This window comes from Paenalkalicoccus suaedae (genome assembly GCF_006965545.2).
In the GTDB taxonomy this organism is placed as follows: Bacteria; Bacillota; Bacilli; order Bacillales; family Salisediminibacteriaceae; genus Paenalkalicoccus; species Paenalkalicoccus suaedae.
In genome coordinates, this window is record NZ_CP041372.2 from 1,683,100 (window position 1) to 1,707,673 (window position 24,574).

General features: G+C 42.2%; 28 protein-coding genes. 24 read left to right on the forward strand and 4 right to left on the reverse strand.

All coding sequences use genetic code 11. The features are described 5' to 3' along the window. From bshA to FLK61_RS09160, 15 genes are all read left to right on the forward strand, one after another. The gene (bshA, locus tag FLK61_RS09090; RefSeq protein WP_176009154.1) at positions 1-1,128 is read left to right on the forward strand and encodes an N-acetyl-alpha-D-glucosaminyl L-malate synthase BshA; all 1,128 of its coding nucleotides are present in this window, start codon (positions 1-3) and stop codon (positions 1,126-1,128) included. Next, positions 1,100-2,155: a hypothetical protein gene (locus FLK61_RS09095; RefSeq protein WP_176009155.1), complete on the forward strand. Its 1,056-nt coding sequence runs from the start codon at positions 1,100-1,102 to the stop codon at positions 2,153-2,155. The genes bshA and FLK61_RS09095 overlap by 29 nt, the downstream gene beginning before the upstream one ends. Beyond that, a complete protein-coding gene (locus tag FLK61_RS09100) occupies positions 2,152-3,096 on the forward strand; it encodes a biotin--[acetyl-CoA-carboxylase] ligase (protein ID WP_176009156.1) in 945 nt (314 codons plus the stop codon). Before FLK61_RS09095 ends, FLK61_RS09100 begins: the two co-directional genes overlap by 4 nt. Before the next feature lie 171 nt (positions 3,097-3,267). Continuing rightward, positions 3,268-4,101, forward strand: a complete 834-nt coding sequence (gene panB / locus FLK61_RS09105; protein ID WP_176009157.1) for a 3-methyl-2-oxobutanoate hydroxymethyltransferase — start codon at positions 3,268-3,270, stop codon at positions 4,099-4,101. Then, positions 4,098-4,946 (forward strand): pantoate--beta-alanine ligase, encoded by an 849-nt coding sequence (panC, locus tag FLK61_RS09110; protein ID WP_176009158.1) that lies wholly within the window; start codon positions 4,098-4,100, stop codon positions 4,944-4,946. Before panB ends, panC begins: the two co-directional genes overlap by 4 nt. Before the next feature lie 3 nt (positions 4,947-4,949). Further along, positions 4,950-5,333 carry an aspartate 1-decarboxylase gene (gene panD / locus FLK61_RS09115; RefSeq protein WP_176009159.1) on the forward strand — a complete coding sequence of 128 codons (384 nt, stop codon included), beginning with the start codon at positions 4,950-4,952 and terminating at the stop codon, positions 5,331-5,333. Between the two features lie 139 nt (positions 5,334-5,472). Then, the gene (gene dinG, locus FLK61_RS09120; RefSeq protein ID WP_176009160.1) at positions 5,473-8,247 is read left to right on the forward strand and encodes an ATP-dependent DNA helicase DinG; all 2,775 of its coding nucleotides are present in this window, start codon (positions 5,473-5,475) and stop codon (positions 8,245-8,247) included. Then, positions 8,228-9,514 (forward strand): amidohydrolase, encoded by a 1,287-nt coding sequence (locus tag FLK61_RS09125; RefSeq protein ID WP_176009161.1) that lies wholly within the window; start codon positions 8,228-8,230, stop codon positions 9,512-9,514. The genes dinG and FLK61_RS09125 overlap by 20 nt, the downstream gene beginning before the upstream one ends. A gap of 43 nt (positions 9,515-9,557) precedes the next feature. Then, positions 9,558-9,731, forward strand: coding sequence for a YpmA family protein (locus FLK61_RS09130; protein ID WP_176009162.1), 174 nt, complete (start codon positions 9,558-9,560; stop codon positions 9,729-9,731). Between the two features lie 10 nt (positions 9,732-9,741). After that, positions 9,742-10,332, forward strand: a complete 591-nt coding sequence (locus tag FLK61_RS09135) for a hypothetical protein (RefSeq protein WP_176009163.1) — start codon at positions 9,742-9,744, stop codon at positions 10,330-10,332. A gap of 17 nt (positions 10,333-10,349) precedes the next feature. Then, positions 10,350-11,531, forward strand: coding sequence for a pyridoxal phosphate-dependent aminotransferase (locus FLK61_RS09140; protein WP_176009164.1), 1,182 nt, complete (start codon positions 10,350-10,352; stop codon positions 11,529-11,531). A gap of 68 nt (positions 11,532-11,599) precedes the next feature. Then, the gene (gene asnS, locus FLK61_RS09145; RefSeq protein ID WP_176009165.1) at positions 11,600-12,889 is read left to right on the forward strand and encodes an asparagine--tRNA ligase; all 1,290 of its coding nucleotides are present in this window, start codon (positions 11,600-11,602) and stop codon (positions 12,887-12,889) included. Between the two features lie 95 nt (positions 12,890-12,984). Next, a complete protein-coding gene (locus FLK61_RS09150) occupies positions 12,985-13,665 on the forward strand; it encodes a DnaD domain-containing protein (RefSeq protein WP_176009166.1) in 681 nt (226 codons plus the stop codon). 2 nt (positions 13,666-13,667) lie between these two features. Further along, positions 13,668-14,318, forward strand: coding sequence for an endonuclease III (nth, locus tag FLK61_RS09155; RefSeq protein ID WP_176009167.1), 651 nt, complete (start codon positions 13,668-13,670; stop codon positions 14,316-14,318). A gap of 4 nt (positions 14,319-14,322) precedes the next feature. Further along, the gene (locus FLK61_RS09160; RefSeq protein ID WP_176009168.1) at positions 14,323-14,724 is read left to right on the forward strand and encodes a YpoC family protein; all 402 of its coding nucleotides are present in this window, start codon (positions 14,323-14,325) and stop codon (positions 14,722-14,724) included. 58 nt (positions 14,725-14,782) lie between these two features. On the opposite strand, the gene FLK61_RS09165 is transcribed toward FLK61_RS09160, so the two are convergent. Together FLK61_RS09165 and recU are read right to left on the reverse strand one after the other, a co-directional pair. Next, the gene (locus FLK61_RS09165; RefSeq protein WP_176009169.1) at positions 14,783-17,545 is read right to left on the reverse strand and encodes a PBP1A family penicillin-binding protein; all 2,763 of its coding nucleotides are present in this window, start codon (positions 17,543-17,545) and stop codon (positions 14,783-14,785) included. 15 nt (positions 17,546-17,560) lie between these two features. Beyond that, positions 17,561-18,172: a Holliday junction resolvase RecU gene (gene recU, locus FLK61_RS09170; RefSeq protein WP_176009170.1), complete on the reverse strand. Its 612-nt coding sequence runs from the start codon at positions 18,170-18,172 to the stop codon at positions 17,561-17,563. A gap of 262 nt (positions 18,173-18,434) precedes the next feature. On the opposite strand from recU, the gene FLK61_RS09175 reads away from it, so the two are divergent. The 3 genes from FLK61_RS09175 to FLK61_RS09185 are packed head-to-tail and all read left to right on the forward strand — an operon-like array spanning position 18,435 to position 19,790. After that, positions 18,435-18,929: a MerR family transcriptional regulator gene (locus FLK61_RS09175; RefSeq protein ID WP_176009171.1), complete on the forward strand. Its 495-nt coding sequence runs from the start codon at positions 18,435-18,437 to the stop codon at positions 18,927-18,929. A gap of 25 nt (positions 18,930-18,954) precedes the next feature. Further along, the gene (locus FLK61_RS09180; RefSeq protein ID WP_176009172.1) at positions 18,955-19,317 is read left to right on the forward strand and encodes a YppE family protein; all 363 of its coding nucleotides are present in this window, start codon (positions 18,955-18,957) and stop codon (positions 19,315-19,317) included. A gap of 11 nt (positions 19,318-19,328) precedes the next feature. After that, positions 19,329-19,790, forward strand: a complete 462-nt coding sequence (locus FLK61_RS09185) for a hypothetical protein (RefSeq protein ID WP_176009173.1) — start codon at positions 19,329-19,331, stop codon at positions 19,788-19,790. Positions 19,791-20,037: 247 nt separating this feature from the next. Here FLK61_RS09185 and cbpA read toward each other — a convergent pair whose 3' ends face one another. Then, entirely contained in the window at positions 20,038-20,667 is a 630-nt protein-coding gene (gene cbpA / locus FLK61_RS09190; protein WP_176009174.1) for a cyclic di-AMP binding protein CbpA, read from the reverse strand. 151 nt (positions 20,668-20,818) lie between these two features. On the opposite strand from cbpA, the gene FLK61_RS09195 reads away from it, so the two are divergent. The 5 genes from FLK61_RS09195 to FLK61_RS09215 all read left to right on the forward strand — a co-directional run bounded on the left by FLK61_RS09195 (position 20,819) and on the right by FLK61_RS09215 (position 22,624). Further along, positions 20,819-21,376, forward strand: coding sequence for a cysteine hydrolase family protein (locus tag FLK61_RS09195; RefSeq protein ID WP_176009175.1), 558 nt, complete (start codon positions 20,819-20,821; stop codon positions 21,374-21,376). Between the two features lie 48 nt (positions 21,377-21,424). Continuing rightward, positions 21,425-21,631: a hypothetical protein gene (locus FLK61_RS09200; protein WP_176009176.1), complete on the forward strand. Its 207-nt coding sequence runs from the start codon at positions 21,425-21,427 to the stop codon at positions 21,629-21,631. 195 nt (positions 21,632-21,826) lie between these two features. Beyond that, positions 21,827-21,901, forward strand: a complete 75-nt coding sequence (locus FLK61_RS20330) for a cyclase family protein (RefSeq protein ID WP_176011192.1) — start codon at positions 21,827-21,829, stop codon at positions 21,899-21,901. A gap of 105 nt (positions 21,902-22,006) precedes the next feature. Next, the gene (locus FLK61_RS09210; protein WP_176009177.1) at positions 22,007-22,204 is read left to right on the forward strand and encodes a cyclase family protein; all 198 of its coding nucleotides are present in this window, start codon (positions 22,007-22,009) and stop codon (positions 22,202-22,204) included. 114 nt (positions 22,205-22,318) lie between these two features. Then, the gene (locus FLK61_RS09215; protein ID WP_176009178.1) at positions 22,319-22,624 is read left to right on the forward strand and encodes a thioredoxin family protein; all 306 of its coding nucleotides are present in this window, start codon (positions 22,319-22,321) and stop codon (positions 22,622-22,624) included. A 2-nt stretch (positions 22,625-22,626) separates the two neighbouring features. Here FLK61_RS09215 and FLK61_RS09220 read toward each other — a convergent pair whose 3' ends face one another. Further along, the gene (locus FLK61_RS09220; RefSeq protein WP_176009179.1) at positions 22,627-23,355 is read right to left on the reverse strand and encodes a metallophosphoesterase family protein; all 729 of its coding nucleotides are present in this window, start codon (positions 23,353-23,355) and stop codon (positions 22,627-22,629) included. Between the two features lie 93 nt (positions 23,356-23,448). Here FLK61_RS09220 and FLK61_RS09225 point away from each other — a divergent pair, with 93 nt between their 5' ends. Continuing rightward, positions 23,449-24,564 carry a conserved virulence factor C family protein gene (locus tag FLK61_RS09225; RefSeq protein WP_176009180.1) on the forward strand — a complete coding sequence of 372 codons (1,116 nt, stop codon included), beginning with the start codon at positions 23,449-23,451 and terminating at the stop codon, positions 24,562-24,564. Positions 24,565-24,574 lie beyond the last annotated feature (10 nt).

Here is a 24,574-nt window from a genome sequence, read left to right on the forward strand (position 1 = left end):
ATGAAAATTGGTATTACGTGCTATCCAACGGTAGGAGGCTCAGGCATCGTTGCAACCGAGCTCGGCTTAGCGTTGGCTGAAAAAGGTCACGAGGTTCATTTTATTACCTCCAGTTTACCTTTTCGTTTAGACGACTCTCATACAAATATTTATTACCACGAGGTATCTGTCAGCTCGTACGCAGTTTTTCAGTACCCACCTTATGATTTGGCGCTTGCATCTAAAATGGCGGATGTGATTAAAGAGGAAAAACTAGATATCCTTCACGTCCATTACGCGATCCCACACGCCGTGAGTGCATTTTTAGCGAAAGAGATGGTGGATGGGAATGTGAGAATAGTAACAACACTTCACGGAACCGACATAACGGTACTAGGTGATGATCCAACACTCAGCAACATGATTCGTTTTAGTATAGAGAAATCAGATATCGTAACTGCTGTATCGGACGATCTTATTCGCCAGACGAGGGAGCTACTTCACGTTAAAAAGGATATCCACACCGTCTATAACTTTATTGATGAGCGCATTTATCATCCCCGGGCAACTGTAAATACAAAAAAGGAATTGCAAATTAAAGATGAACAAAAAGTGCTCATCCATATTTCGAACTTTCGCAAAGTAAAGCGCGTAGATGATGTCGTTCGCGTCTTTCATCTTGTCCAAAAAGAAATAGACAGTGTTTTACTTTTAGTAGGAGATGGACCCGAGCTTCCTATCATTCGTCAGTTAGTGAAGGATTTAGGGATTTCGGATCGTGTACGAATTTTAGGGAGTCAAAAACGTGTGGCGGAGCTTTTATCTATTAGTGATGTGAAGTTGCTACTATCTTCAAAAGAGAGCTTCGGTTTAGTGCTATTAGAAGCGATGGCGTGTGGAGTTCCTGTCGTTGGAACGGATATAGGAGGCATTCCTGAGGTCATTGAAGATAACGTAAGCGGGTTTATTTGTAAGCTGGGAGATATTGAGGATATTGCTCAAAAGACTGTAGAACTTCTTGAAGATGAGCGACTTCATGAGAATATGGCTATTGCCGCAAGAAAACGCGCTACCGTTGATTTTCACAAGCAAAAAATTGTGCATCAATATGAGGTGCTTTATGAAAGAGCTCTTCATGATAAAGAGTAAGGTTTTTACAAAGCTCGTGGAAACGGGATATGAAACATACGTTGTCGGAGGCGCGGTTCGAGACGCACTATTAGGAAAGCCTTCAAGAGATATTGACATCGCCTGCGCTATCTCGGAGGATGCTCTGCGTTCAGTATTTACTCGCGTCGTAGCGATTGGAAGAGAGAAGCAGTCCTACTTAGTTTTTCATCAAGGGGAGCGCGCAGAAGTAACATTAATGGTGGATACACCTATTGAGGAAGATTTAAAAAGGCGCGATTTCACAGTCAATGCAATCGCAGCGGCAGGAAGCGTCTTGATTGATCCTTTTAACGGTCAGCGTGCATTAAAAGAGAAGAGATTATCTCAAGTGACGTCTCAAAGTTTTATACACGATCCTATACGTTTGTTGCGTGCCGTTCGAATGGAGCAACAGCTTGATGTGACAATGGATGCAAAAACCTTTTCGTCTTTCGTTGAAAATAGGGAGTTACTTTTTACAGCAAGTAAAGAACGAATTATTCAAGAGCTATTAAAGCTGAGGAACGAGATAAAACATTCCTCACGGGTACTAGAATTACTAGAGACATTAGGGTTCGCCGTATCAGAAGAATTTGCGCCCCAACTAATTAAGATTGCTCAAAGATCAGATACGTCTTTCTTAGCAGTACTTTTAACTGACAAGAGACGCGTTTCCCTTCTCCCTAAAAAGCTAAAGCAGAGGGTATTGCTGTATCATGCGTATGTAGAGCGTGTGCCCACATCCATAGATCTGCTTCGACTAAATCGTGAAGAAGTCCGTGACGTATCGTTTTTAAGGGAGCTGCGTGGATCTAAAACCAATCTGTTGGATCAGTATGACCGCCTGCCGATAAAAGACATAGGTGACCTCAGCGTTACTGGTCTAGACTTAATTCAAGCAGGAGTGGAGCAAGGACCAGAGATTGCTCATGTCAAAACACAGCTTCTTATCCGCATTTTGAATGGAAAGCTTAACAACGAGAAGGAAACGTTGCTACGGTTTGTTAAACAGGAGATGATTACATGAAAGAAGACGTGTTAGCGATTTTAAAAGAAAGTCAATCGCATGTTTCAGGAGAGAAAATGAGTGAGCAATTAGCTTGTAGCAGAACAGCAATCTGGAAAGCTATATCTCAGCTTAAAAAAGAGGGGTACCCAATTGAGGCGCAACGTAATTTGGGCTATAAACTTACTGATTTTGACCTTTTAAACGAACGAGAGCTTGCTTTAATTGCTCCAGAATACAAGATCCACTATATAGAACAAACGGGATCTACTCAGCAGGTCGCGATGCAACTGTTAGCGGATGGTGCTGACACTAATACTGTCGTTGTGGCGGGGACACAAACGAGTGGCCGAGGAAGACTTGGTCGCGTTTGGCAATCGGAGAAATATACAACCGTATCCATGAGCATGATTATTAAGCCTACGATCACACTTCAGCATGCTCCAAAGCTCACTCTTGTAGCAGCAGTTGCTGTCGCGAGAGCACTGTCCAAGTATGCAGATGTATCCATTAAATGGCCAAACGATATTTTAATTAATGGGAAGAAAGTGTGCGGCATCTTAACAGAGCTTCAAGCGGATCCAGATCGAATTAAAGCAGTGATTATCGGGATTGGTATTAACGTAAATAACGCTGTATTTGATGAGAGCCTAGAAGACCGTGCAACATCGCTTGCACAAGAAGCGAAGCAATCCATTCCTCGCGTCAATGTCATAGAGCGTGTACTTACTGAATGGACGCAAATGTACGCCTTATTTGAATCAGATGGATTCACCGTGTTAAAACCATTATGGGAAGCGTACGCAACATCTATAGGTGCAACGATTCGCGTCAGATCCGAGCAAGAAACATTAGTATGCACGCTCCTCGGAATTACAGACGATGGTTATTTACGTGTGCAACGAGAGGGTGGAGAAGAGACGTTGATTATCTCTGGAGATATCGATCTCGTTTCTTCCTAGAAGATTGCATTTTTGCTATACTAAATAACGGACAGGATTGTGCTAAACAACCTGTACCTGCAAGATAGAATTAAGTATTAGTTGTCTGCCTTGATCTTTTAGACAGGGACAGAAGGTTATAGAGTCTTTTAACTATGCCTTCTTGTCAGACGATAGGAAGGGGTTTTTTATATGCATACAACAGCCTCACTTAAAAAAATGAAGGCGAGTAAGGATCAGATCGTGATGTTAACAGCTTACGATGCACCCTCTGCCAAGCTTAGTGAAGAGGCGGAGGTAGACGTTATTTTAGTAGGCGATTCCGTTGGGATGGTCGTATTAGGGTACGATTCTACAGTTCCAGTAACACTAGAGGACATGCTCCATCATGCGAAAGCGTGTAGACGTGGCGCAAAAGATACATTTATCGTCACAGACATGCCGTTTATGACCTACCATTCCTCCATTTCAGAAACGATGGCGAATGCGAGGCGTATTATGCAAGAGACTGGCTCGAATGCGGTAAAGCTTGAAGGGAATGGCATTGTTATTGACCATACCCGTGCACTTGTGCAAGCCGGAGTACCAGTTGTTAGTCATTTAGGGTTAACACCTCAAACAGTCGGTGTTACTGGTGGCTATAAGGTACAGGCTAAAAAAGAAGAGGATAAAGAGCAACTTTTAACGGACGCTAAAGCGATTGAAGAAGCAGGTGCATGTATGCTCGTGTTAGAGTGTGTGCCTGAAGGGATTGCAAAACAAGTAGCGGAAGCGATTGACATTCCTGTAATTGGGATTGGTGCAGGACGTCAGGTTGATGGGCAAGTACTCGTATACCATGACCTCATTGGCTACTACAGCGGACATGTTGCAAAATTTGTGAAGCAATATGCCTCTGTCAATGATTCAATTCGAGATGCGATTAAGTCTTACACAAAAGACGTCAAACATCACGATTTTCCTGAAGAAAAGCACGTATTTGAACCAGATGAAAAAGTAACGCTCTATGGGGGTAGCTCCTCATGATTCGAGTGGAAACGATAAAGGAACTAAAAGCGATTTTAAGAGCGGAGCGAGAGAAAGGTCACACAATTGGGTTTGTACCAACGATGGGATATTTGCATGAAGGCCACATGACGCTAGTCGATGAAGCGACAAAAAGCAACGACTGTGTCGTGATGAGTATATTCGTGAATCCACTTCAATTTGGACCAACAGAGGATTTTGACTCGTATCCACGCGATTTAGAACGCGACGCGCTTCGTGCAAAAGAACGTGGTGTCACTATTTTATTTACACCGAACGAAGAGGAAATGTATAAACGTAAGATGAGCGCCACTCTCCAGGTTCACGACGGAGTGAACGTGCTTTGCGGGGCGAAGCGAGAAGGTCACTTTGATGGTGTAGCAACGGTTGTAATGAAGCTGTTAAACATCGTCTCACCCACTCATGCGTATTTTGGTAAAAAGGATGCGCAGCAGGTTGCGATCATTTGGCGTATGGTAGAAGATTTTGAGATGGACGTCACCATTGTCCCAGTCGATATTGTAAGAGAAGAAGACGGGCTTGCGATGAGTTCTAGGAACGTGAGACTAACTCCTTATGAGCGTAAGGAAGCACCTCGCATTTATGCTCTTTTAAAGCATGCTATCGCGCAGTCTCAAACTGTAGAGGAGCTACTTGATGTCGCATTCAAACAAGCACATGAGTTAGAGCTTGCAGAATTAGATTACGTAGAGCTTAGAACGTTTCCTGACTTAAAAGAAGCGACAAAACTTGAAGGGCAGTTGATTCTAGCAATTGCTATGAACTATGAGCATGCTCGACTAATTGACAATATAATTTGGGAACCTACAAGAAAGGATCGATAACCAATGTTTCGAGAAATGATGAGTGGAAAGTTGCATAGAGGCACCGTGACAGAAGCAAACTTGAACTATGTAGGCAGTATTACAATCGATCAGGATTTAATGGACGCTGTTGGGATTTTACCTAATGAGAAAGTACAAGTTGTGAATAATAATAATGGTGCAAGACTAGAAACATATACCATTAAAGGCGAGAGAGGATCAAAAACAATCTGCTTAAATGGTGCTGCTGCGAGACTTGTGCAACCAGGCGATAAAGTAATTATTATCTCGTATAAATATATGACAGAGGAAGAGTCCTTGTCTCATACACCTAAAGTAGCGGTTTTAGATGATCAAAACGTTATTATTGAAATGATGGGGCATGAACCAGCTGCCACTGTAAGATAAAGCACTAGTTAGGTTAGGAGGAGAGCGATTGCTCCCTTCTGACCTATTTGTTTTAGAGCCTACTAGCTAGTCTCTCTATAGCAAAAAACGTGTTACAATAGCTAGGGAACGATTTTGAAAGTGAAAGTAGGCGAGTTAGATGAGTCGCTTTGTTGTCCTTGACTTAGAGACGACGGGAGTATCACATAAAAAGGGAGATCGAATTATTCAGCTTGCATATTCGATTGTAGAAGATAACCGTATTGTTGATCGATATGCAACGTATTTGAACCCTAAGCGAGATATACCTCCGTTCATTAAACAATTGACACAAATTACAGATGCACACGTTACAGATGCACCTGAGTTTGATGAAGTTGCACCTAAGCTACTGCGGGATTTAGAGGGTGCTTATTTTGTTGCGCACAATTCTGATTTTGATTTAGGATTTATGAATGAAGCGCTTGAAGACGCTGGTTACAATCCATACATGGGACCTGTTTTAGATACAGTAGAATTAAGTAGAATTGCTTTTCCGACAGAAGAAAGCTTTCGTCTAACGGAACTTAGTGACCGATTTAATATGGATCACGAGAATCCTCATCGGGCAGATAGTGATGCGGAGGCAACCGCTATTTTATTAATAGAAATTTTTGATCGATTGAGAGCCCTGCCCAAACAAACGTTAAAGGAGCTTTGTGAGTTTGCGCCTCTTTTTAGAAGTGACTGCGAGAGAATTTTACACAGCTTTTACGTGGAGGCAGATGAGAAGATAGAGGGGCTTGAAGAATACCGAGGTCTCGTTATTCGCAAGAAAGGGACGCATATTCCTGTCGAACGAGACTTACAAACGTTTGAAGAATTAATGGAGCAATCTTTCCGTTCAGACAATGTGCCTTTACAAGGTTTTGAACGTAGACTCGGACAAGAGGAAATGATGAGCTTTATTCATGAGACGTTGCAAGCCGATAAAATTGGTCTTATTGAAGCGGGGACTGGAACTGGGAAATCGCTAGGTTACTTAGTACCAGCCATTATTGACGCTGTAACACGCGAGCAACCGGTTGTGATTTCAACCGAAACGATCCAGCTCCAAGAGCAGTTATTAAAAAAAGAAATTCCGGTTCTTGAGGATATTTTACCTTTTACCGTCAAAACCGCTCTCTTAAAAGGACGCTCTCACTACTTATGCTTGCATAAGTTTGAGGACGCTCTTGCATTAAAGCAATCGTTAACGTATGAAAAAGTCATTTCATTAGCCCAGCTTTTAGTATGGTTAACGGAAACAGATACAGGTGACGCTGAGGAATTAAACTTAGCTTCGTCTTCGGATAGGCTTTGGAGTGAGCTACAAAGTGATGGTATAGCTTGTATCGATCCATCATCACCATGGTTCTCGCGATGCTTTTATCAGCGCGCTAAGCTTGCGGCGAAGCACGCAGATTTGATCATTACGAATCATGCTTTATTGTTAACGGATGTGACGCTTAGTCACCAGGTGATCCCTTCAAGTGAAACGATTATTATTGATGAGGCACATCATCTAGAAGAGACTGCGACGAAGCAGTTCGGTAAACGGTTAGACTATGCGGCACTTGCTCAAGTGATCAATCAGTTTACAGTAAAGGAATCTCTATTTACAGCATGGCTTCATCGAGAAATCCCTCATTACCAAGATGTCATTGAGCGCTTAAAGGATGTGCAACAGGAGTGGGCAGACCTTTACTATAAGCTTTATCAGTATGGTACGAGAGGGAAAGTGGGTAAGGAAGACACCGGACGTAATTCAAAGGTTATTCACAAAACAGAGGCAAGTTGGACAGGTGTCGATGATATTGCACGTAGATGCGACGCTATTTTACGTGAGAGTATAAACGAGTTGATAGAGCTTTCTGAACTCCTTGATACGGACCAAAATAAACAAAGCTTCCAGCGTGAGATCGATCAATTTAACCGCTATTTGAGTGATCTTGAAGACGTGTATGCCCTGTTCACGAGTATTTTCTTGCAAATAGAAGAGGGTACGGTGTATTGGCTAGAAGTGGATGGGAAAGGCCCTAAGCAGTCTGGTGTCGTCTATACGAGCCCTGTGGACGTGTCGGACCTACTTGCGGACAGCTTCTTTCGTAAAAAGAAACGCGTCATATTAACGTCGGCGACGCTCACGGTGAATAAATCTTTTGATTATATGATGCAAACATTAGGACTGCTTGATTTTGATGTCGTGACGAAGCAGGTTGAATCGCCCTTTAATTGGGAGGATCAAGCAAAGCTTTATGTTCCAACGGATATGCCACTGATTCAAGAAGTGGGAGATCAAGCGTATGTGGAGGCGTTAGCGTTACAGGTTTACCGGATCGCCCAGGCATCAGAGGGAAAGATGCTCGTATTATTTACTTCTTATGAGATGCTAAGACGAGCGCATGAGCTTTTAGTTGATTTATTGGATGAAACATATACGATCATCGGACAGGGTATTCATTCTAGAAGTAGGACACGCCTCACGAAGAACTTTCAGCAGGTAGATAAAGCCATTTTACTTGGTACTAGTAGCTTTTGGGAGGGTGTAGACATTCCTGGCGAGGATTTAAGTGTACTTGTTATGGCCAGACTACCGTTTAGTCCGCCAAACGACCCTGTTTTCCAAGCTAAATCTGATCGTTTTAAAGAAAACGGATCATCGCCTTTTATGAAGCTAGCTTTGCCACAGGCTATCCTACGCTTCAAACAAGGATTCGGCAGGTTAATTCGTAGAAAGACAGACCGTGGCGCTGTCATCGTATTAGATAGACGAATTGTAACAACAAGGTACGGCTCACAGTTTGTGAGGTCTCTTCCTGTTCCACTTCGAGAAAAATCGATGGCAGATATTGAAGACGAGCTGGCTACATTTTTACAAGCATCGGAGGTAACGCATGGAAACACTCATTCATAACGTGACCATATATGGCGAAGAGGCTCCTTTTTATGGGTACATGACGATAAAGGATGACACGATCCAATCGATCGGAAAAGGTGATGTATCAAGAGAAATGATGAAAGGAGCTCTTAAGATCGATGGGAAAGGGAAATGGCTTATTCCTGGTCTTATCAATACACACGGTCATATCGGCAGCTCTTTTTTGAGAGGGGCAGGAGATGACCTTCCACTGCAAACGTGGCTACAAACAGTTATGTGGCCAAATGAAGCAAAGTTTGACCGCGAGACGGTTTTAGCAGCTGCAGAATTAAGCATGATCGAAATGATTCGCTCAGGTACAACGACTTTTTTAGACTTTTATCATTTAGCCATGCCAGATGTTGCAGAACTCATACTTGATCGAGGTGTGAAGGGAGTGTTGGGGAGAGGAATGATTGGTCTATGCTCAAAAGAAGAACAGGATCAAAAGCTTCAAGACTCTTTATCCTTATATGATACGTATCACGGTGCAGACAATGGACGGGTTTCCGTCGTTTTAGCACCTCACGCGCCTTACACGTGCCCACCTGATTTTTTAAAGCGTATCGCCGATGCTGCGAATAATAGAGGCATCCTTCTTCACACGCACTGCGCAGAATCATATAAAGAGGTAGAAGATTCGTATAAAGAATTTGGGATGCATCCTATTAAGCAGCTTGAATCGATCGGCTTTTTTGAACAGCCAGCACTTCTCGCGCACGTTGTACATGCGTCAGAGGAGGAGCTTGAGATTCTATCAAAAAATGATGTCAGAGTATCTCATAATCTCATCTCAAACTTAAAGCTGGGATCAGGAATTGCTCCACTTCCTGCTATGCTAGAAAAGGGGATAACGGTTGGTCTAGGGACAGACTCAACGGCAAGTAATAATACCCTTGATTTGTTTGAAGAGCTTCGAATGACAGCGCTCGTTCATAAAGGTGTTGCAATGGATCCAACTAAGATAACGGCAAATCAGGCGTTTAAACTTGCTACTTCTGAAGGTGCAAAAGCAGTAGGCTTGTCTGACACAGGCGTGATAAAAGAAGGCTATAAAGCAGACTTTGTTTTAATTGATCCAAATAAGCCTCATCTTTTCCCAAATGAACGGATGCATTCCCATCTTGTTTATGCCGTTAAAAGCACAGATGTGACAGATGTATTTATTCACGGGAAGCAGGTCATGAAGGATCAGCAGCTTACGACAATTGATCAAGAAAAGGTTCTTGCAGATTGTCGAAATCAGCTGTCCAAGCTCATGTAATCCTATGGTAAGATAGGTTAATAAGGTCGAAAGGAGACTGTTTATGGAGAATGATAAAATCCGTTTGCTGAGCACAGTCAAGGTCGCGAAGCATGAGGATACGTATAAACTTGTAGATGCCCTAAATAGAACGCTTAAGGATCGTGATTTGATGTTTGGTCTTTCGCTTGATGAGAAGGATAAGGATCAAATGATTTTTTCGATCTATGAGACGTAAGGAGTAACGAATGAAAGCATGGATTATCGCTATCGCGATTATACTAGTCGTATTAGTTGGAGCAGGAGTTTATAGTACTTTTAACCTTGCTAATTCACCTTTAGAAGCTAGAGAAAACGAGGCGCTGCGCCTTGCTCAGGCATCCTATGAGATTGATGAAGTGACAGATATTGTGTTTTATCATGGAACGACACCTTACCAGGTCATTGATGCAGTAGTTGCAGGAGAGCCCACGTATATTTGGGTGGAAGAGCTTATTGATGAGACAGATGAAGATATCGAAATCCAAGATAATATGGATAATGAGGTATCAAATGAAGTAGAGGAAGCTAATGAGGAAGCTAGCTTGGAAGAAGCAGAACAGCGCGAGCCTACGATCTTTGCATTTGCTCATGCAGATGGACTAACGGCAGAAGAAGCGCTAGAGCGTGTCGACGCTGACATCATGGAAGTTCGATCTGTAAAGCTTGGCGCTATTTCCTCTGTTCCTATTTATGAGATTCACTACGAGGATTCACAAAATCGATTAGGCTACTACTTTATTGATTTTGAATCCGGAGATTACTTGCGTCAGTACCAGTTATCTAAAAATCCATCTTAATTAAAGGAGCTGTAAACATGAAATTTTCTCCAAAAGTAGAATCAATCACCCCATCCACTACACTAGCGATTACGGCGAAAGCGAAGGAGCTTCGAGACGCTGGTCATGACGTAATTGGACTAGGCGCAGGAGAACCTGACTTTAATACACCAACATATATTATCGAAGCAAGCTATCAGGCTATGCTTGCTGGTGCGACAAAATACACGCCAGCCGCAGGACTACCTGCATTAAAACAAGCGATCATTGAGAAATTCAAAACCGATCAAGGGCTTGACTACGCTGCTGATGAAATTATTGTGTCTACAGGAGCAAAGCATGCACTATCATCTATCTTCCAAACAATTTTGCAAGATGATGATGAAGTGATCATTCCAACTCCTTATTGGGTAAGCTATCCAGAGCAAGTTAAAATCGCTGGTGGAGTTCCTGTTTTTGTAGAGGGGAAAGAGGAGAATTCATTTAAAATTTCTCCCGAGCAACTAAAGCAGTCTATTACAGACAAAACTCGAGCTGTTATTATCAACTCGCCTTCTAATCCAACAGGTATGGTGTATACGAGAGAAGAGCTTGAGGCAATTGGTCAAGTTTGTATCGATCACAACATTTTAATTGTATCTGACGAAATTTACGAGAAGCTTTTGTATGATGGCGCAACGCACGTCTCGATCGCGGAGATTTCACCGGAGCTGAAGGAATTAACGTTAGTGGTCAATGGAGTGTCTAAATCTCATTCTATGACAGGATGGAGAATTGGGTATACAGCTGGTCGCAAGGATATTATTAAAAAGATGGCGAATTTAGCAAGCCATACGACATCTAACCCTGCTGTAATGGCTCAGCATGGTGCGATTGCTGCTTATACGAAAGAGGATGGCTCTGTAGAAATGATGCGTGAAGCATTCGAAGAACGATTAAATACGGTTTACACAAAGCTTCAAGCAATTGACGGATTCTCTTGTTTAAAGCCTACAGGAGCATTTTACTTGTTCCCTAACGTACGTGAAGCTGTCGAAAAGAGCCCATATAATACGACGGATGAATGGGTAGAGGCGCTACTAGAAGAAGCAAAGGTAGCTGTCGTTCCTGGAAGCGGATTTGGAGCTGACGATAATATCCGTCTATCTTATGCAACAAACCTAGAAAGCTTTGAAGAAGCACTGAGCCGTATTGAAAGCTTTGTAAAAAGCTATCAATAGGTTGTAAAAGACAAAAGGTTCGCTATAATAAAAGACGAAACTTGATATAGAAACGCGGAGGTTATACTGTGAAAACTACGATTAAAGAGATTGGTAAACACGTCGAACAATCAGTAACGATTGGCGGCTGGCTAGCAAATAAACGTTCAAGCGGAAAGATTGCCTTCCTTCAGCTACGAGACGGCACGGGCTTCATACAAGGAGTTGTCGTAAAAGCAGAGGTAGGGGAAGAAACATTTAAGCTTGCAAAAGAATTGACGCAGGAAAGCTCTGTATACGTAACGGGTATCGTACGCGCGGATGATCGTGCACCGTCTGGCTTTGAGCTTACGGTAACAGGTATCGAGCTTATTCATGAAGCTGTAGATTATCCAATTACTCCTAAGGAGCACGGAACGGAGTTCTTAATGGATCACCGCCACCTATGGTTACGTTCGAAGAGACAGCATGCAATCATGCGTATACGTAACGAAATCATTCGCGCTACATACGAATTCTTTAACGAACAAGGATTTGTTAAAGTGGATCCTCCAATTTTAACTGGAAGCTCAGCGGAAGGAACGACAAACCTTTTCCACACGAAATATTTTGATGAGGATGCGTACCTTTCTCAGAGTGGACAACTGTATATGGAAGCAGCTGCGATGGCGCTCGGCAAAGTATTCTCCTTTGGTCCTACTTTCCGTGCGGAAAAGTCAAAGACACGTCGTCACTTAATCGAATTCTGGATGATTGAGCCTGAGATGGCATTTATGGACCACGAAGAGAGCCTGCAAGTACAGGAGAACTATGTGTCGTCTATTATCCAATCTGTATTAAAGAACTGTGAGCAGGAGCTAAAAGCGTTAGAGCGTGATACAGCGAAGCTTGAGGCAATTAAAGCGCCCTTCCCACGTATATCTTATGATGATGCGATTTCTTTCTTACAGGAAAAAGGCTATGAAATCGAGTGGGGAGAAGACTTTGGAGCTCCTCACGAAACAGCTATTGCAGAAGCACATGACAAGCCAGTATTCATTACAAACTATCCAAAGGACATTAAAGCATTCTACATGAAGCCTCATCCTGAGCGTGATGACGTTGTCTTATGTGCCGATCTAATTGCTCCTGAAGGCTATGGAGAAATTATTGGTGGAAGTCAGCGAATTGACGATGCAGAGCTTCTAAAAGAGCGTTATGATGAGCATAACCTATCAGAGGATGCGTACGGTTGGTACTTAGACCTTCGTCGCTACGGATCTGTTCCTCACTCTGGATTTGGTCTTGGCTTAGAGCGCACGGTCGCATGGATTAGTGGTACGGAGCACGTTCGCGAAACAATCCCGTTCCCACGTTTATTAAATCGTCTGTACCCTTAATAGCTGGTTGATGTTATATTTTTGGGCAGTCTCATCTTTTTTGAGACAGCCCTTTTCTGTCTAAAGAAGGTAACTAACCTAGAAAGAGAGAGATCATGATGAAGAAAGGACTATCGTTATTCACGGAAGCACCGTTCACCCTTCCAGGAGTATTCTTTCGTTCCTATAAGCAGCTAGGACTGACAGACTCTCAATTTTTAGTGCTATTGCACATTCATCAGTTTCATCACGAGAATCATTTTTTCCCAACACCAACTGATTTGTGTGAAAGAATGACGTTAACTGAGAATGAATGTACAACGGTACTAAAGCAACTGCTAAAAAGTCAGTTCATAAAAATTGAAGAGCAGGTAGCAGATAAGATCGAAGAAACAATTCAAATAGCTCCACTGTTTGAGCGAATGTATGAGCTCGCTGCAGCGGAGCAGGAAGAGAAGACTGCAACCTCAACGAAGGAGCTTGAAGGAAAGCTATTCCAGTCGTTTGAAGAGGAATTTGCACGACCTTTAACACCAATGGAGGCAGAGATGATCTCCATGTGGTTAGATGATGATAAGCACGATGTGACGATGATTCAGGCCGCTCTTCGAGAGGCCGTGCTATCGTCGAAGCTTAACTTCCGCTATATTGACCGCATCCTGCACGAATGGAAGCGAAAAAACATACGAACAACTGGGGATGCGAAAGAGCACAGTGCAAACTTTAGAAAAAAGGCTCCTAAAGTTGGACAGGCTAAACCAAGACCAAGCTACAATTGGCTTGAGGGAGGGAGATAGCTGTGCTTACGAAGGTACAAATAAGACATGTTTTAGATACGATGACGGAGATGTTTCCTGACGCTGAGTGTGAGCTTACGCATAGTAATCCATTTGAGCTGACGATTGCTGTTTTACTCTCTGCACAAGCGACAGATGCATTAGTAAACAAGGTGACGCCAGGATTATTTGAGAAGTATAAAACGCCAGAAGATTACTTATCCGTGCCACTTGAGGAGCTAGAGCAGGATATTAGACGAATTGGCTTATTTCGCAGTAAAGCGAAAAATATTCAAAAACTTTGCAGGTCTTTAATTGATGACTACGGTGGCGTGATTCCACAGGAGCGAGATGAGCTCGTAAAGCTTGCTGGTGTTGGTCGAAAGACAGCAAATGTCGTGACTTCAGTAGCATTTGGTGAGCCTGCCATAGCCGTAGATACGCACGTAGAAAGAGTAAGTAAACGTCTTGCTCTATGCAGGTGGAAGGACTCTGTTTTAGAAGTAGAGAAGACCCTTATGCGAAAAATCCCTAGAGATGAGTGGTCTGATACGCATCATCGTATGATCTTTTTTGGCAGATATCACTGTAAGGCTCAGTCGCCAAGATGCACCGAGTGCCCTTTATTAGATCTTTGCCGTGAGGGAAAGAAACGAGTGAAGGTGACGGGGTAGATTCATGGAGAATTGGCGCTTAGTAAATAAATCAACGTTTGAAGAAGTACTAAGTCAGTTTGAGTTTTCTTCTACTTTAAAGGATGCTAGAATTAGCTTTTTTACTAGGATGAATAGTAAAGTGGTTGAGCTTGGTATGTTATTAAAGCAAGATCTTAATGCGTATTCACTTCAATTAGAGCGCGCTGTTATTGAGCTTGACCTTTTTCTATTGCTTTTAGAAAAAAAAGATGTTTCAGGACTAACTGTTGAAGAGCTTTTTAATAATCATAAAAAGTGTGAGCCTTTAAACTATCACGAAAGGCTGTCTTACGTTTTACAAAACCGCAGCCATTTTTCAAGCCTACGAACGTTTAAAGGAATGCTTGATGAAACAAAAAAGAAGTCTGCTGTTATAGTGCGTTAACGATACAAAAAGCGAGGCAGGATGATCACATGCGTGATCTCTTGCCTCGCTTTTTTGATTATTCGTTGTTTGTACTATTGTTACTATTGTTCTGGCTACTTGTCGATACATTTGAGTTGTTAGCATCACTTGTAGATGCTTCTGGATCCTCATTCGTATCCGAAGTAGATGCGTTTCCTTCATCCTCTGGAGGAGGTGTCTCTTCTGGTGGGGTATTTTCGTTACCGCCGTTACCAGAACCGCCATCGGAGCCACCATTGCCAGCTCCTCCACCGTTGCCGCCGCCAGGATTACCAGCTCCGGGCTCATTCGTGTTACCAGGGTTCTCTTCCTCATTACCTTGGTTTTCTTCATTTTGGTTGCCCTCATTCTCGGGCACCTCTTCATTATTTTCTTCCATATTTTCTTCGTTTAGTTCTTCGTTAAGTTCTTCTTCTTCAGGCTCTTCCTCTGGTACTGTTACATCGACCGAGAGCGAGCTTGGCTCAGATCCATCTTCATCCGATACAACTGTTACAGAAATCGTGTACGTCACTCCTGGTTCAGCTCCAGTTAAACGATACTGTAAATCCTTCGACGTATCAATTTCTTGGAAAGAACCGTTCGTTCCAACTTCTAATCGGAAGGAGTAGTCACTGCGTAACTCATCTGGGAAGTCCCATGAAGCGAAGATAGAAGTCGTCTCTTCTTCGTAATCCGCATTTAAACCAGTTAGTTCTGGCTCGACATCAATTTCAAATTCCTCTGATACTTGTGTTGGCTCTGTGCCTCGTACAAAGAATTCTGTTGTTATTTCACTTGAAGGTGTGAATTCACTAGGTAACAAACCAGTAGTGCGCTCGACTTCGACAGCTACGACAGAGTCGGGCTGAGAGAAGTCTGCTGTATCTAATCCTTCATGTGCGTACTCCATGACAGACTGGAAAAGGTTTTGTGAAATATGATGCTCATTATTATCCCGGTCAATCACACCATCGGAGTTGTTGCTATATCCCGTCCAAACAGCTGCTGTTAAATCCGTCGAGTAGCCGACAAACCACGCATCAGGAATCACGTTCGCATCAGGACTTAAATTTAACCGTTCACGTGTCTCACTATCAAAGTTACTTGATCCTGTCTTACCAGCGATCGGTACTCCGGAAACGGCAGCACGCGTGCCGGTACCATCTGTTAAAACATCCTTTAACATGTCAGAAATCATGAATGCTGTATAGTCTTGCATAGCTACCTCTGGCTCAGGTGTTACTTCGATTACCTGTCCATCAGGAAACTCGATTTTACGCACGGTATGTGGTTCGTTGTATGTTCCACCATTACCAAATGCTGCATAAGCACCAGCCATTTCATAAGAAGAAACGGTATTCGAGCCTAATGCATATGATTGTTGCACGGTATCTACGGGAATACCTATGCCACTTGCAAAATCACCGGCCGCATCTATTCCTGCTTCATCTAAAGCCTTGACTGCAGGTACGTTTAGTGAGTCTCTTAATGCTTCTCTCATAGAGACAGGACCACGGAATGTTCGGCTAAAGTTGCGAACGGGAGTCTCATTATCTGCGTAAAAGTACTCTTCATCCTCGATAACATGTCCCGTTGACCACTGATTTTGTTCGATGGCAGGACCATAAGCGAAAATTGGCTTACTAGTAGAACCTGCTTGCCTGTTTGCATTTGTAGCAAAATTAAATCCCATTTGAACTTCGGCTTCGCCGCGCATGCCGCCAATGGCACGAACCTGCCCAGTTTCTGTATCCATTAAAGTAATACCAGCTTGAAAAGCCTCGTCAGGAAATTGAACGAATTCATCTGTTTGCATCACGCGTTCCACGTGAGACTGAAGATCTTGATCTAGGTTTGTATAGATTTTTAATCCACCTGAGTAAATATCATTCCACTCAATGCCTTCAATTTCTTCTACTTCCGTAAAGACTTGATCGATATATGATTGATATTCATTGCCGCCGCGATCCGTAATGTCTAACTGATCTGCAACAGGTACTGCTTTTGCAGCCTCGCCTTCTTCGGCTGTAATTTTTTCATAACGGACCATTTGATCAATAACCACATTACGACGAGCCTCAGCTTGCTCAGGGTTCGTAATTGGATTGTGTGCGTTCGGACGTTGAGGAATACCGGCCAATAGAGCAGCATCCTCAATCGTAAGCTCATTTAACTCTTTACTAAAGTAATAATTAGCAGCTTCAACAACGCCGTAGCGACCATCACTAAAGTAAATAGCATTTAAATAAAGTTCTAAAATTTGGTCTTTCGATAGCTGTTGCTCAAGCTTGACTGCTAAGTATTGCTCTTGCAGTTTACGGGTGATCGTTTTATCAAAATCAAAGAACAGATTTTTAACAACCTGTTGCGTAATCGTACTAGCTCCCTCACTACCAAAACCGTTTGAGATGTTAGCGAGTACGGCACCTCCTACGCGTCGTAGATCTACGCCGAAGTGATCATAAAAGCGAACGTCCTCAATCGAGACTACAGCATCCTTTAAAACGTCAGGGACATCGCTAATGTCTGCGGAACGTCTTGTCTCTCCAGTTTCAATCGAGCCAAATTCTTCATCACTACTATCGAGTAGCTGTGGCACTTGTGATAGTTGAAGCATCTCACGATCTAATTCAGGGGCATCTCGCATAATAGCAAATGCCGTGATACCTCCTGCTAAAATAACAACTGCTCCCATGATAAGTAGCGCAATAGCTAATTTTTTTACTAACCCTTTTTTACTTTTTTTAGGTTTCGTTGAGCCAGATTCTTTTTTTGATTTTGTTTGTTTTCTGGCTTTCCGAGAAAGATTTTCTGACATCTTTCATCTTCCTTTCTATTTGTTGCGAGTAGCCAAATACGTATCTACTGCTTTTAAATAATCAATTCTTGGCATATAGCCGGTTTTTACAAGAATCCCATGCTCCTCAATCTCTACCTTAGGGATCGACTTCCTCTCCATCGTTTCACAAAATCTGAGTAGGTATTCTGCAGGTAAAAAATATACTTCACCATGATAGGCAAAGTGGAGCAAGATAAAGGCAATTCCAGAATGCTTCACAACGCGCTCCATATGAGTGAGCTGATGGTCGTGAAAGTTTTTAAGTGGAAAGCTCGTTTTATTTTTTGTTTCTTTTGCTTCGAAGTCAATATAGTAGCCATTATAAAGACCGTTATAATCTGTCGTCGAAGGCTTTTGGAAATAAGCTTCTGTTACGACAGCAGCACTTCTTTTAGGGTAGTGCACGTTAACGATTTGCAATGGGGTTGGCTTTTTATGAATGACGGCAAATTCATGTGCAAGATAATAGTCGTTTGTCTCGTTAATATCATCTTCAAAGCTCATCCCACGATTGCCGAAGCTATCGTCTTTTTTGTAGACGTTTTTTTTCCCTTCAGGGATTCGCTTTTTCGTAAATTTTTTTCCGTTAGGATAGTTGATACTCACATTCTCACCCCTTTAAAGCGCATCTCATATCATACCACACTCTCGATTTACCCGCATAGCAGAGCATAATATGGGTTCTGCGCAAGGAAAAACGCCTACTGTGAGTTTACTCTATGAATTACTTTTAGAGACGGAAATTGCTAAACTTAGAGATTTTTCCACTACTTTTGTAAGATGTGCACTAGTTTTGTCAAGCACGTAGGAGTTTAAAAGATGGAGCACGAACAAGTACGATACAACAAATATGAAGGAGGCATTTACAATGACAAAAGTTTTTAAAACGCGGGAAGTGGCGCAACTATTGGATGTCGATCCTACTACAGTCATGAGATGGATGAAGAGCTTTAGCCTACATGCGAACAAAAATGAAGCAGGACACTATGAGATTCCGGAGAGCTCCGTCAGTGAACTAGTCATGATAAAAGAGAAGCTCGCAAGTGGGAGCAGATTAGAGGAGATTTTAATGCAAAAACGAGGCAGATCTTTTCAAGAGTATGTGGAGCCAAGTGTTATTGAGGAAAAGCTTGAGAAGCTTTTATTTCGATTAGAGACGATTGATCGTCAAGTTCAGGCGAAAGCCGATGAGTCGTATGCGATCAGAACGCAACATCATAGAAAGGAATTAGATGATATTAACCGCTTCTTAGAGGAGCTATCGCTTCGGATTAATCGCCTAGAAACGATGCAAACAGATGTAAATCATGAAGAAGCACAAACTCATTTTAAGAAACGATTCGCAAGTCTATTTAGTTTCTGATACAATTTCTTTTGAGGTGAATGACATGACTACTATTAAAGCACCAACAGATGAGCTTCGTTCGCTCAATCAGGAGGCGCTACAATATTTTATGCGATATAGAGAGGGAGAAGAAGAGGCAGACTTTTTTCAGACAGTAAAGCCATTTGCTGATAGTGTCCATGAAAAGCTTGAATGGTGGACACCACAGGCGTTGAAGCTTATTGAGAAAGAGAAGCCAGCTTATCTTCATGCACAACAGATTGATCAATTAGTCGAAAATTTTGAAGTGGTATCTGTCACGTGTTTTCAAAAAGATACTAAAAGAAAAAGGTTTAAAGAGCAAGTTAAGTCAATTGAGTATACGTTGCAATTGGTGATTCAAACAATTGACGAGCAATCAGCTTAGAGGTGGCATAAATGAAATGGCTTATGAATGGAATGATCATCTTATCATTTAGTTTTCTCGTAGCATGCAGCGATGATACAGAATGGTCAGAGGTAACAAACGAGGAAGACGTGTTACCTTATTTAACACTTGTTGAAAATTATTTAGATACTTGGGAGCGAGCACTTGAGACGCAAAGCTTCTCTATCATGGAGCCTTTGATGGTACCAAATTCACACGGCTATCATATCGAGAGAAGGCAGCATCAAGAATTAATTGGATCAAGAATCATTGATCGTGCTGTCGATACCGAGGATCCTATTCTAGAAGAAAATCAATATGATAGTGAGAAACGACTGCGTATAACAGTATGGATTGACCGAGAATCACCGGCTGGTGTTGAGCAAATTGAGCGTACTCGTTATTACTATATGAATGAGGGTAATCAGGGATTACGCGTCACGGCAATTGAGACAGTTGAAGAGGATATGTAAGATGACTGGGACAATAGCGAGTGAGCTGTCCCAGTTTTTTTGTGAAGGAATGCTGGGGGAGGGTGGATGCGTTCTTTGATTATCCGTTTAAAGGCTTCGATTAACCGGAACTGTAGCTTCATTAACCAAATGCAAGCGTTCATTAACAGTTTTCCGTCTCTTCACTTCACTACTCCGCTCTAATCGCATAGAAACAGGACCGAGAGATAATCTCGGTCCTGTTTCTATCACCTAAAATGCCCTCTGACTAAATCTTTTCTACATCAAACACGCGGAAGCCTCTGTCTTCAAGGTGGTTGATTAGTCTTTCTAACGTGTCTTCTGTGACATCACTTGGAAGAGTTACGATAATGCGTCTGAAAAACGTACTCTCATTATCTAGTGTCATTAAGCTGTGAAGGCTCGTGTATTCACGAATGGACTCCACTAATAAACTTAATGCACCTTGATACTCTTGAGTGGATACAGTTAGCGTATAGTTACCACTTTGAATACCCCATGAGTCCTCTAATATTGCCATCACATTCGCATGGGTTAAGATGCCTGCAAATTCTTCTCTTTCATTTAAAATCGCTAAGTAAGGATAGCGTTTAATGAGGGAGAAGATGCGGAAGAAGGAAGCATCTTCCTGCATAAAAACATCCTTGTCTTGAATAAGAGATGCAATAGTATCTTCTTTAGAAAGTGTGTGTTTTGCTAATGCTTCGTAAACTTGTTGGACGTAAATATTACCAACAAACATCTTTTCTGACTCATCTAGTACAGGAATACATCGATAGCCACTTTCCTCTAAAACGTCTAAAGCTTGACCTAGCGTATACGATTCTTTACAGTTTGCAACCTGAGACTTCTCAATAATATTGTATTTGATTTTCACGACAGTCAGCTCCTCTTTTATGTATGCATATAAGTATATCCTATACGTGGAAGAAAACAAGCTACACTTCCTATTTTTGTCGGATATAGACAGGAATCAAAATCATGCTACAATAATGAGAGATCATTCATTTTTTAGGGAGGTACTAGTTATGAGAGCTTTGATTGTGATTGATTATACATATGATTTTGTCGCACCAGATGGTAAACTTACGTGCGGCGAGAGAGGCCAAGCGATTGAGGATCGGTTAACAGAGATTACGAAAGGGTTTATGGAGCGACAGGACTACACGATTCTTGCTATTGACGCTCACAAAGAAAACGATTCGTTCCATCCGGAATCGAAGCTCTTCCCACCGCACAATGTTATCGGTACGAAGGGCAGAGAGCTTTATGGAAAGCTTCAGCCTCTAGTAGAAGGGTCGAACAACTACGAGTGGTTTGATAAAACGCGATATAGTGCCTTTGCTGGTACAGAAATAGAGATGAAGCTTCGTGAACGAAAAATAACAGAAGTCCATTTAGTTGGTGTGTGCACGGACATTTGTGTCCTCCACACTGCGGTTGATGCGTACAATAAAGGATTTTCGATTGTCGTGCATGAGGATGCGGTGGATAGCTTTAACCCTGAGGGACACGAATGGGCTTTAGGTCACTTTAAGGATACGCTTGGCGCAACGGTTGTCTCCGCTTGGACACCAGAGGATTAAAACGCGATTAAAATGGGTATCGCTGTTGTAAGAGGAGGCGTTTTAAAAATGGAATTACAAACAATCAGAAAAAAATTAGAAGAAGTCGCACACATGAGCCAGGAGTTAAAAAATTCGTACCTTCGTCTTAACGACAATGAAAAAACGCAGTTTAAACAAGGGTATAAGGCACCGATGGATGTAGATGAACTTGTAAATATGCTCTATGATTGGTCGGAAGAACAGTACAAAATGAAGCACGGTGAGAATGAATAATAACAAATAAAGCCGCCTAGTAGCGGCTTTTCTACTGTGATTTATTCCTTTGACGGAAGGTTTTTAATGTCTAGGATCGATATTTCACAAAGCTTACATAATGGAATGAATGTATGGCCTGGTGATGAGCCATTTAATAGAGGAAAACGTGCGTAAATTATAAACGAAGATACTATAAACACAGCGATCATTACGATGTCCACTCATAGCGGAACACGCGTCGATGCACCGTATCACTATGATGAAACGGGCTTAACAATCGAGATATGAGACGTCAATGACTTTAGTGGGGATTGCTTCGTACTTGATGTAGTTGGAGTAAAAGAAATTCTTCCAGAGCGCGTATCAGATGTTCCCAACACTGTAACGAAGCTTTTGTTTAAATCGACGGAGCACGTTCATGATTATGAGAGCTATCCAGCGTTTTCTGTTGAAGCGATTGAGTTGCTTGAGCAAAAAGGAATTAGTATGATCGGAACAGATGGTCCTTCTGTTGATCCATTAACAAGTGAAGAACTCCTTGCACACCACGCTTGCAGACGTGCTATAATTCTCATTTTAAAGGGGCTCTGAATGCAATCCATTAAGCAAGGGTTTATGAGCTTGTCGCACTGCCGCTAAAGCTAAGTGAAAGTGATTTATCAGCAGTTAGGGCTGCGTTAAAAGTAAAAGGAGAGTACCGTATAAATGAAGACATTACAAGCAACAGATGTGAGCGAGCTTTATAAAGATGAAGGAGAGTGCGTGTTATTTTTAACAACCCCACTTTGCGGAACATGTATGGTAGCACGAAAGTTTTTAACGATCGTAGACCATATGGAATCCATGCCTCCTATTGGGGAAGTAGATATCAATTATATACCTGAGCTTGCACAAGAGTGGGAAGTAACAAGTGTTCCTTGCTTATTAGTAATAAAGAATGGAAGGCCGACAAAACGTCTCTATGCCTTCCAATCAGTCGCTACAGTTGTCGAGTTTTTACAGGAAGCGTGAAGCTACTTCGGCAAAGCGCCGTTTGTATACACATGAGTAAGTAATGGAATAGCGTGTGCTGGGTAGCTAGCTAGTGCTTCTACAGCGGCGTCAATATCATAACTTACTCTTCTTAGTGTTAATTGAACATCATCTTTAGCGTGAACAATTGCGTATGATGCACGATTATCACCGTCAAAAGGAAGTCCAACACTGCCAGTATTAAAAACGAGTTTTCCATTTATCGTCCGTTGATGGGCAACATGAATGTGCCCATAGGCAAACAGATTGGCTCGCTCATTTGATGCTATTAGCTTTAATAATTTCTCGTTAGATGCGTCACTTGGCACGACCTCAAATAGACTATCTGGCGTAGCGTGAAAAACAAACAGCTGTTTTTTGTTTGTTAAAGGTAACTCTAGTGTTTCAGGAAGCGAGTGAAGGTACGTAAGATTTTCTTCTGTTAATTGGGAGTGCGTAAAGGCTTGTTCTGTTCTCATGCCATCTAGGACATGCTCTGGTACTTCACCTTCGTGAATACCTCGAACTGCCCATTCATCTGCATTACCTTTAATGACGTACCTCGCATGCTTTTTAACTAGGTCCACGCACTCATTTGGATGAGGACCTCTAAAGGCTAAATCACCTAATACGACGATTTCGTCAATGTATTGAGACTTGATGTCTGCTAAAACTGCTTGTAACGCGTGCATGTTGCCATGAATATCAGATATCACTGCGATTTTTTTCATTCCTGTAGTCTCCTTTTTAACGTGACGTTTTGGGGATTATACTGGATATGATAACATAGAAGAGACTTATTAGTTTGAAGGAGGAAATATTGGATGCGAATTATATCAGTAGAACCAACACCGAGTCCAAATACGATGAAATTTACTCTGAGTGAATCCTTACCTCAAGGTACGGCAAATAATTATACAAAAGAGTCAGTCGAAGGTGCGCCTGATTTTATTAAGGACATACTAGCAATTGACGGAGTGACGGGAGCTTACCACGTCGCAGATTTTATTGCGGTAGATAGACATCCTAAAAAAGACTGGAAGGAAGTTCTTCCTGCCGTTCGAAAAGTATTTGGAGAAGAATCAGCAGATGTTCATTCTCATGAGGTGGATGAGCATTTCGGCGAAGTTTCTGTCCAAATTCAAGTTTTTAAAGATATTCCAATGCAGGTTAAGGTGACGGACGGTGAAAGTGAGCATCGCGAAGCGCTTCCTGTTCAGTTTATTGATGCAGTGACGAAGGCAACGAAAGATGAAGATAACGTCGTCTTTATGAGGAAGTGGGAGGACCAAAAGCCACGCTATGGTGCTTTAGAGGACGTTGCAAATGAGGTGTCTGAAGAGCTACAGGCAAGCTATACGAGCGAACGCTTAGATAAGCTTGTGGATGCTGCGTTGCAACCAGAAAAGAAAAAAGTGGAGAGAAATTGGCTCAAGGTCACGCTACCGATGTTTGAAGAAGAGGATTGGAAGAAGCGTTTTGCGATGCTAGAACAAATAGATCCATCCTTAGATGACTTACCGCTACTCGAAAAAGCGCTAGAGGATGAGAAGCCATCGATTCGTCGATTAGCAACGATTTATCTTGGTATGATTGAGGATGAACAGGTGATTCCTTACTTGGAAAAGGCACTTTCAGATAAGTCGATTACGGTTAGACGTACAGCAGGTGATGCGATGTCGGATATTAGTAGCACAAAGGCAATGCCTGCTATGATTGCAGCTTTAGAAGATAAAAATAAGTTAGTTCGATGGAGAGCGGCTATGTTCCTATATGAAATTGGGGATGAAACAGCAGTGCCAGCTTTAAAGAAAGCAGAGGAAGACAGTGAATTTGAAGTAGCGCTTCAGGCAAAGCTAGCATTAGCTAGAATTGAGAGTGGAGAAAAAGCAAAAGGTTCTGTATGGAAGCAAATGACCGAGGCGTTTGACAACGATTAAGGAGAGAGTA

What these genes read in the sequence shown, in the direction of transcription:
- bshA (WP_176009154.1), top strand. Translation starts at nt 1, where the DNA reads ATGAAAATTGGTATTACGTGCTATCCAACGGTAGGAGGCTCAGGCATC.
- FLK61_RS09095 (WP_176009155.1), top strand. Translation starts at nt 1,100, where the DNA reads ATGAAAGAGCTCTTCATGATAAAGAGTAAGGTTTTTACAAAGCTCGTG.
- FLK61_RS09100 (WP_176009156.1), top strand. Translation starts at nt 2,152, where the DNA reads ATGAAAGAAGACGTGTTAGCGATTTTAAAAGAAAGTCAATCGCATGTT.
- panB (WP_176009157.1), top strand. Translation starts at nt 3,268, where the DNA reads ATGCATACAACAGCCTCACTTAAAAAAATGAAGGCGAGTAAGGATCAG.
- panC (WP_176009158.1), top strand. Translation starts at nt 4,098, where the DNA reads ATGATTCGAGTGGAAACGATAAAGGAACTAAAAGCGATTTTAAGAGCG.
- panD (WP_176009159.1), top strand. Translation starts at nt 4,950, where the DNA reads ATGTTTCGAGAAATGATGAGTGGAAAGTTGCATAGAGGCACCGTGACA.
- dinG (WP_176009160.1), top strand. Translation starts at nt 5,473, where the DNA reads ATGAGTCGCTTTGTTGTCCTTGACTTAGAGACGACGGGAGTATCACAT.
- FLK61_RS09125 (WP_176009161.1), top strand. Translation starts at nt 8,228, where the DNA reads ATGGAAACACTCATTCATAACGTGACCATATATGGCGAAGAGGCTCCT.
- FLK61_RS09130 (WP_176009162.1), top strand. Translation starts at nt 9,558, where the DNA reads ATGGAGAATGATAAAATCCGTTTGCTGAGCACAGTCAAGGTCGCGAAG.
- FLK61_RS09135 (WP_176009163.1), top strand. Translation starts at nt 9,742, where the DNA reads ATGAAAGCATGGATTATCGCTATCGCGATTATACTAGTCGTATTAGTT.
- FLK61_RS09140 (WP_176009164.1), top strand. Translation starts at nt 10,350, where the DNA reads ATGAAATTTTCTCCAAAAGTAGAATCAATCACCCCATCCACTACACTA.
- FLK61_RS09150 (WP_176009166.1), top strand. Translation starts at nt 12,985, where the DNA reads ATGATGAAGAAAGGACTATCGTTATTCACGGAAGCACCGTTCACCCTT.
- FLK61_RS09160 (WP_176009168.1), top strand. Translation starts at nt 14,323, where the DNA reads ATGGAGAATTGGCGCTTAGTAAATAAATCAACGTTTGAAGAAGTACTA.
- FLK61_RS09165 (WP_176009169.1), bottom strand. Translation starts at nt 17,545, where the DNA reads ATGTCAGAAAATCTTTCTCGGAAAGCCAGAAAACAAACAAAATCAAAA.
- FLK61_RS09175 (WP_176009171.1), top strand. Translation starts at nt 18,435, where the DNA reads ATGACAAAAGTTTTTAAAACGCGGGAAGTGGCGCAACTATTGGATGTC.
- FLK61_RS09180 (WP_176009172.1), top strand. Translation starts at nt 18,955, where the DNA reads ATGACTACTATTAAAGCACCAACAGATGAGCTTCGTTCGCTCAATCAG.
- FLK61_RS09185 (WP_176009173.1), top strand. Translation starts at nt 19,329, where the DNA reads ATGAAATGGCTTATGAATGGAATGATCATCTTATCATTTAGTTTTCTC.
- FLK61_RS09195 (WP_176009175.1), top strand. Translation starts at nt 20,819, where the DNA reads ATGAGAGCTTTGATTGTGATTGATTATACATATGATTTTGTCGCACCA.
- FLK61_RS09200 (WP_176009176.1), top strand. Translation starts at nt 21,425, where the DNA reads ATGGAATTACAAACAATCAGAAAAAAATTAGAAGAAGTCGCACACATG.
- FLK61_RS09215 (WP_176009178.1), top strand. Translation starts at nt 22,319, where the DNA reads ATGAAGACATTACAAGCAACAGATGTGAGCGAGCTTTATAAAGATGAA.
- FLK61_RS09220 (WP_176009179.1), bottom strand. Translation starts at nt 23,355, where the DNA reads ATGAAAAAAATCGCAGTGATATCTGATATTCATGGCAACATGCACGCG.
- FLK61_RS09225 (WP_176009180.1), top strand. Translation starts at nt 23,449, where the DNA reads ATGCGAATTATATCAGTAGAACCAACACCGAGTCCAAATACGATGAAA.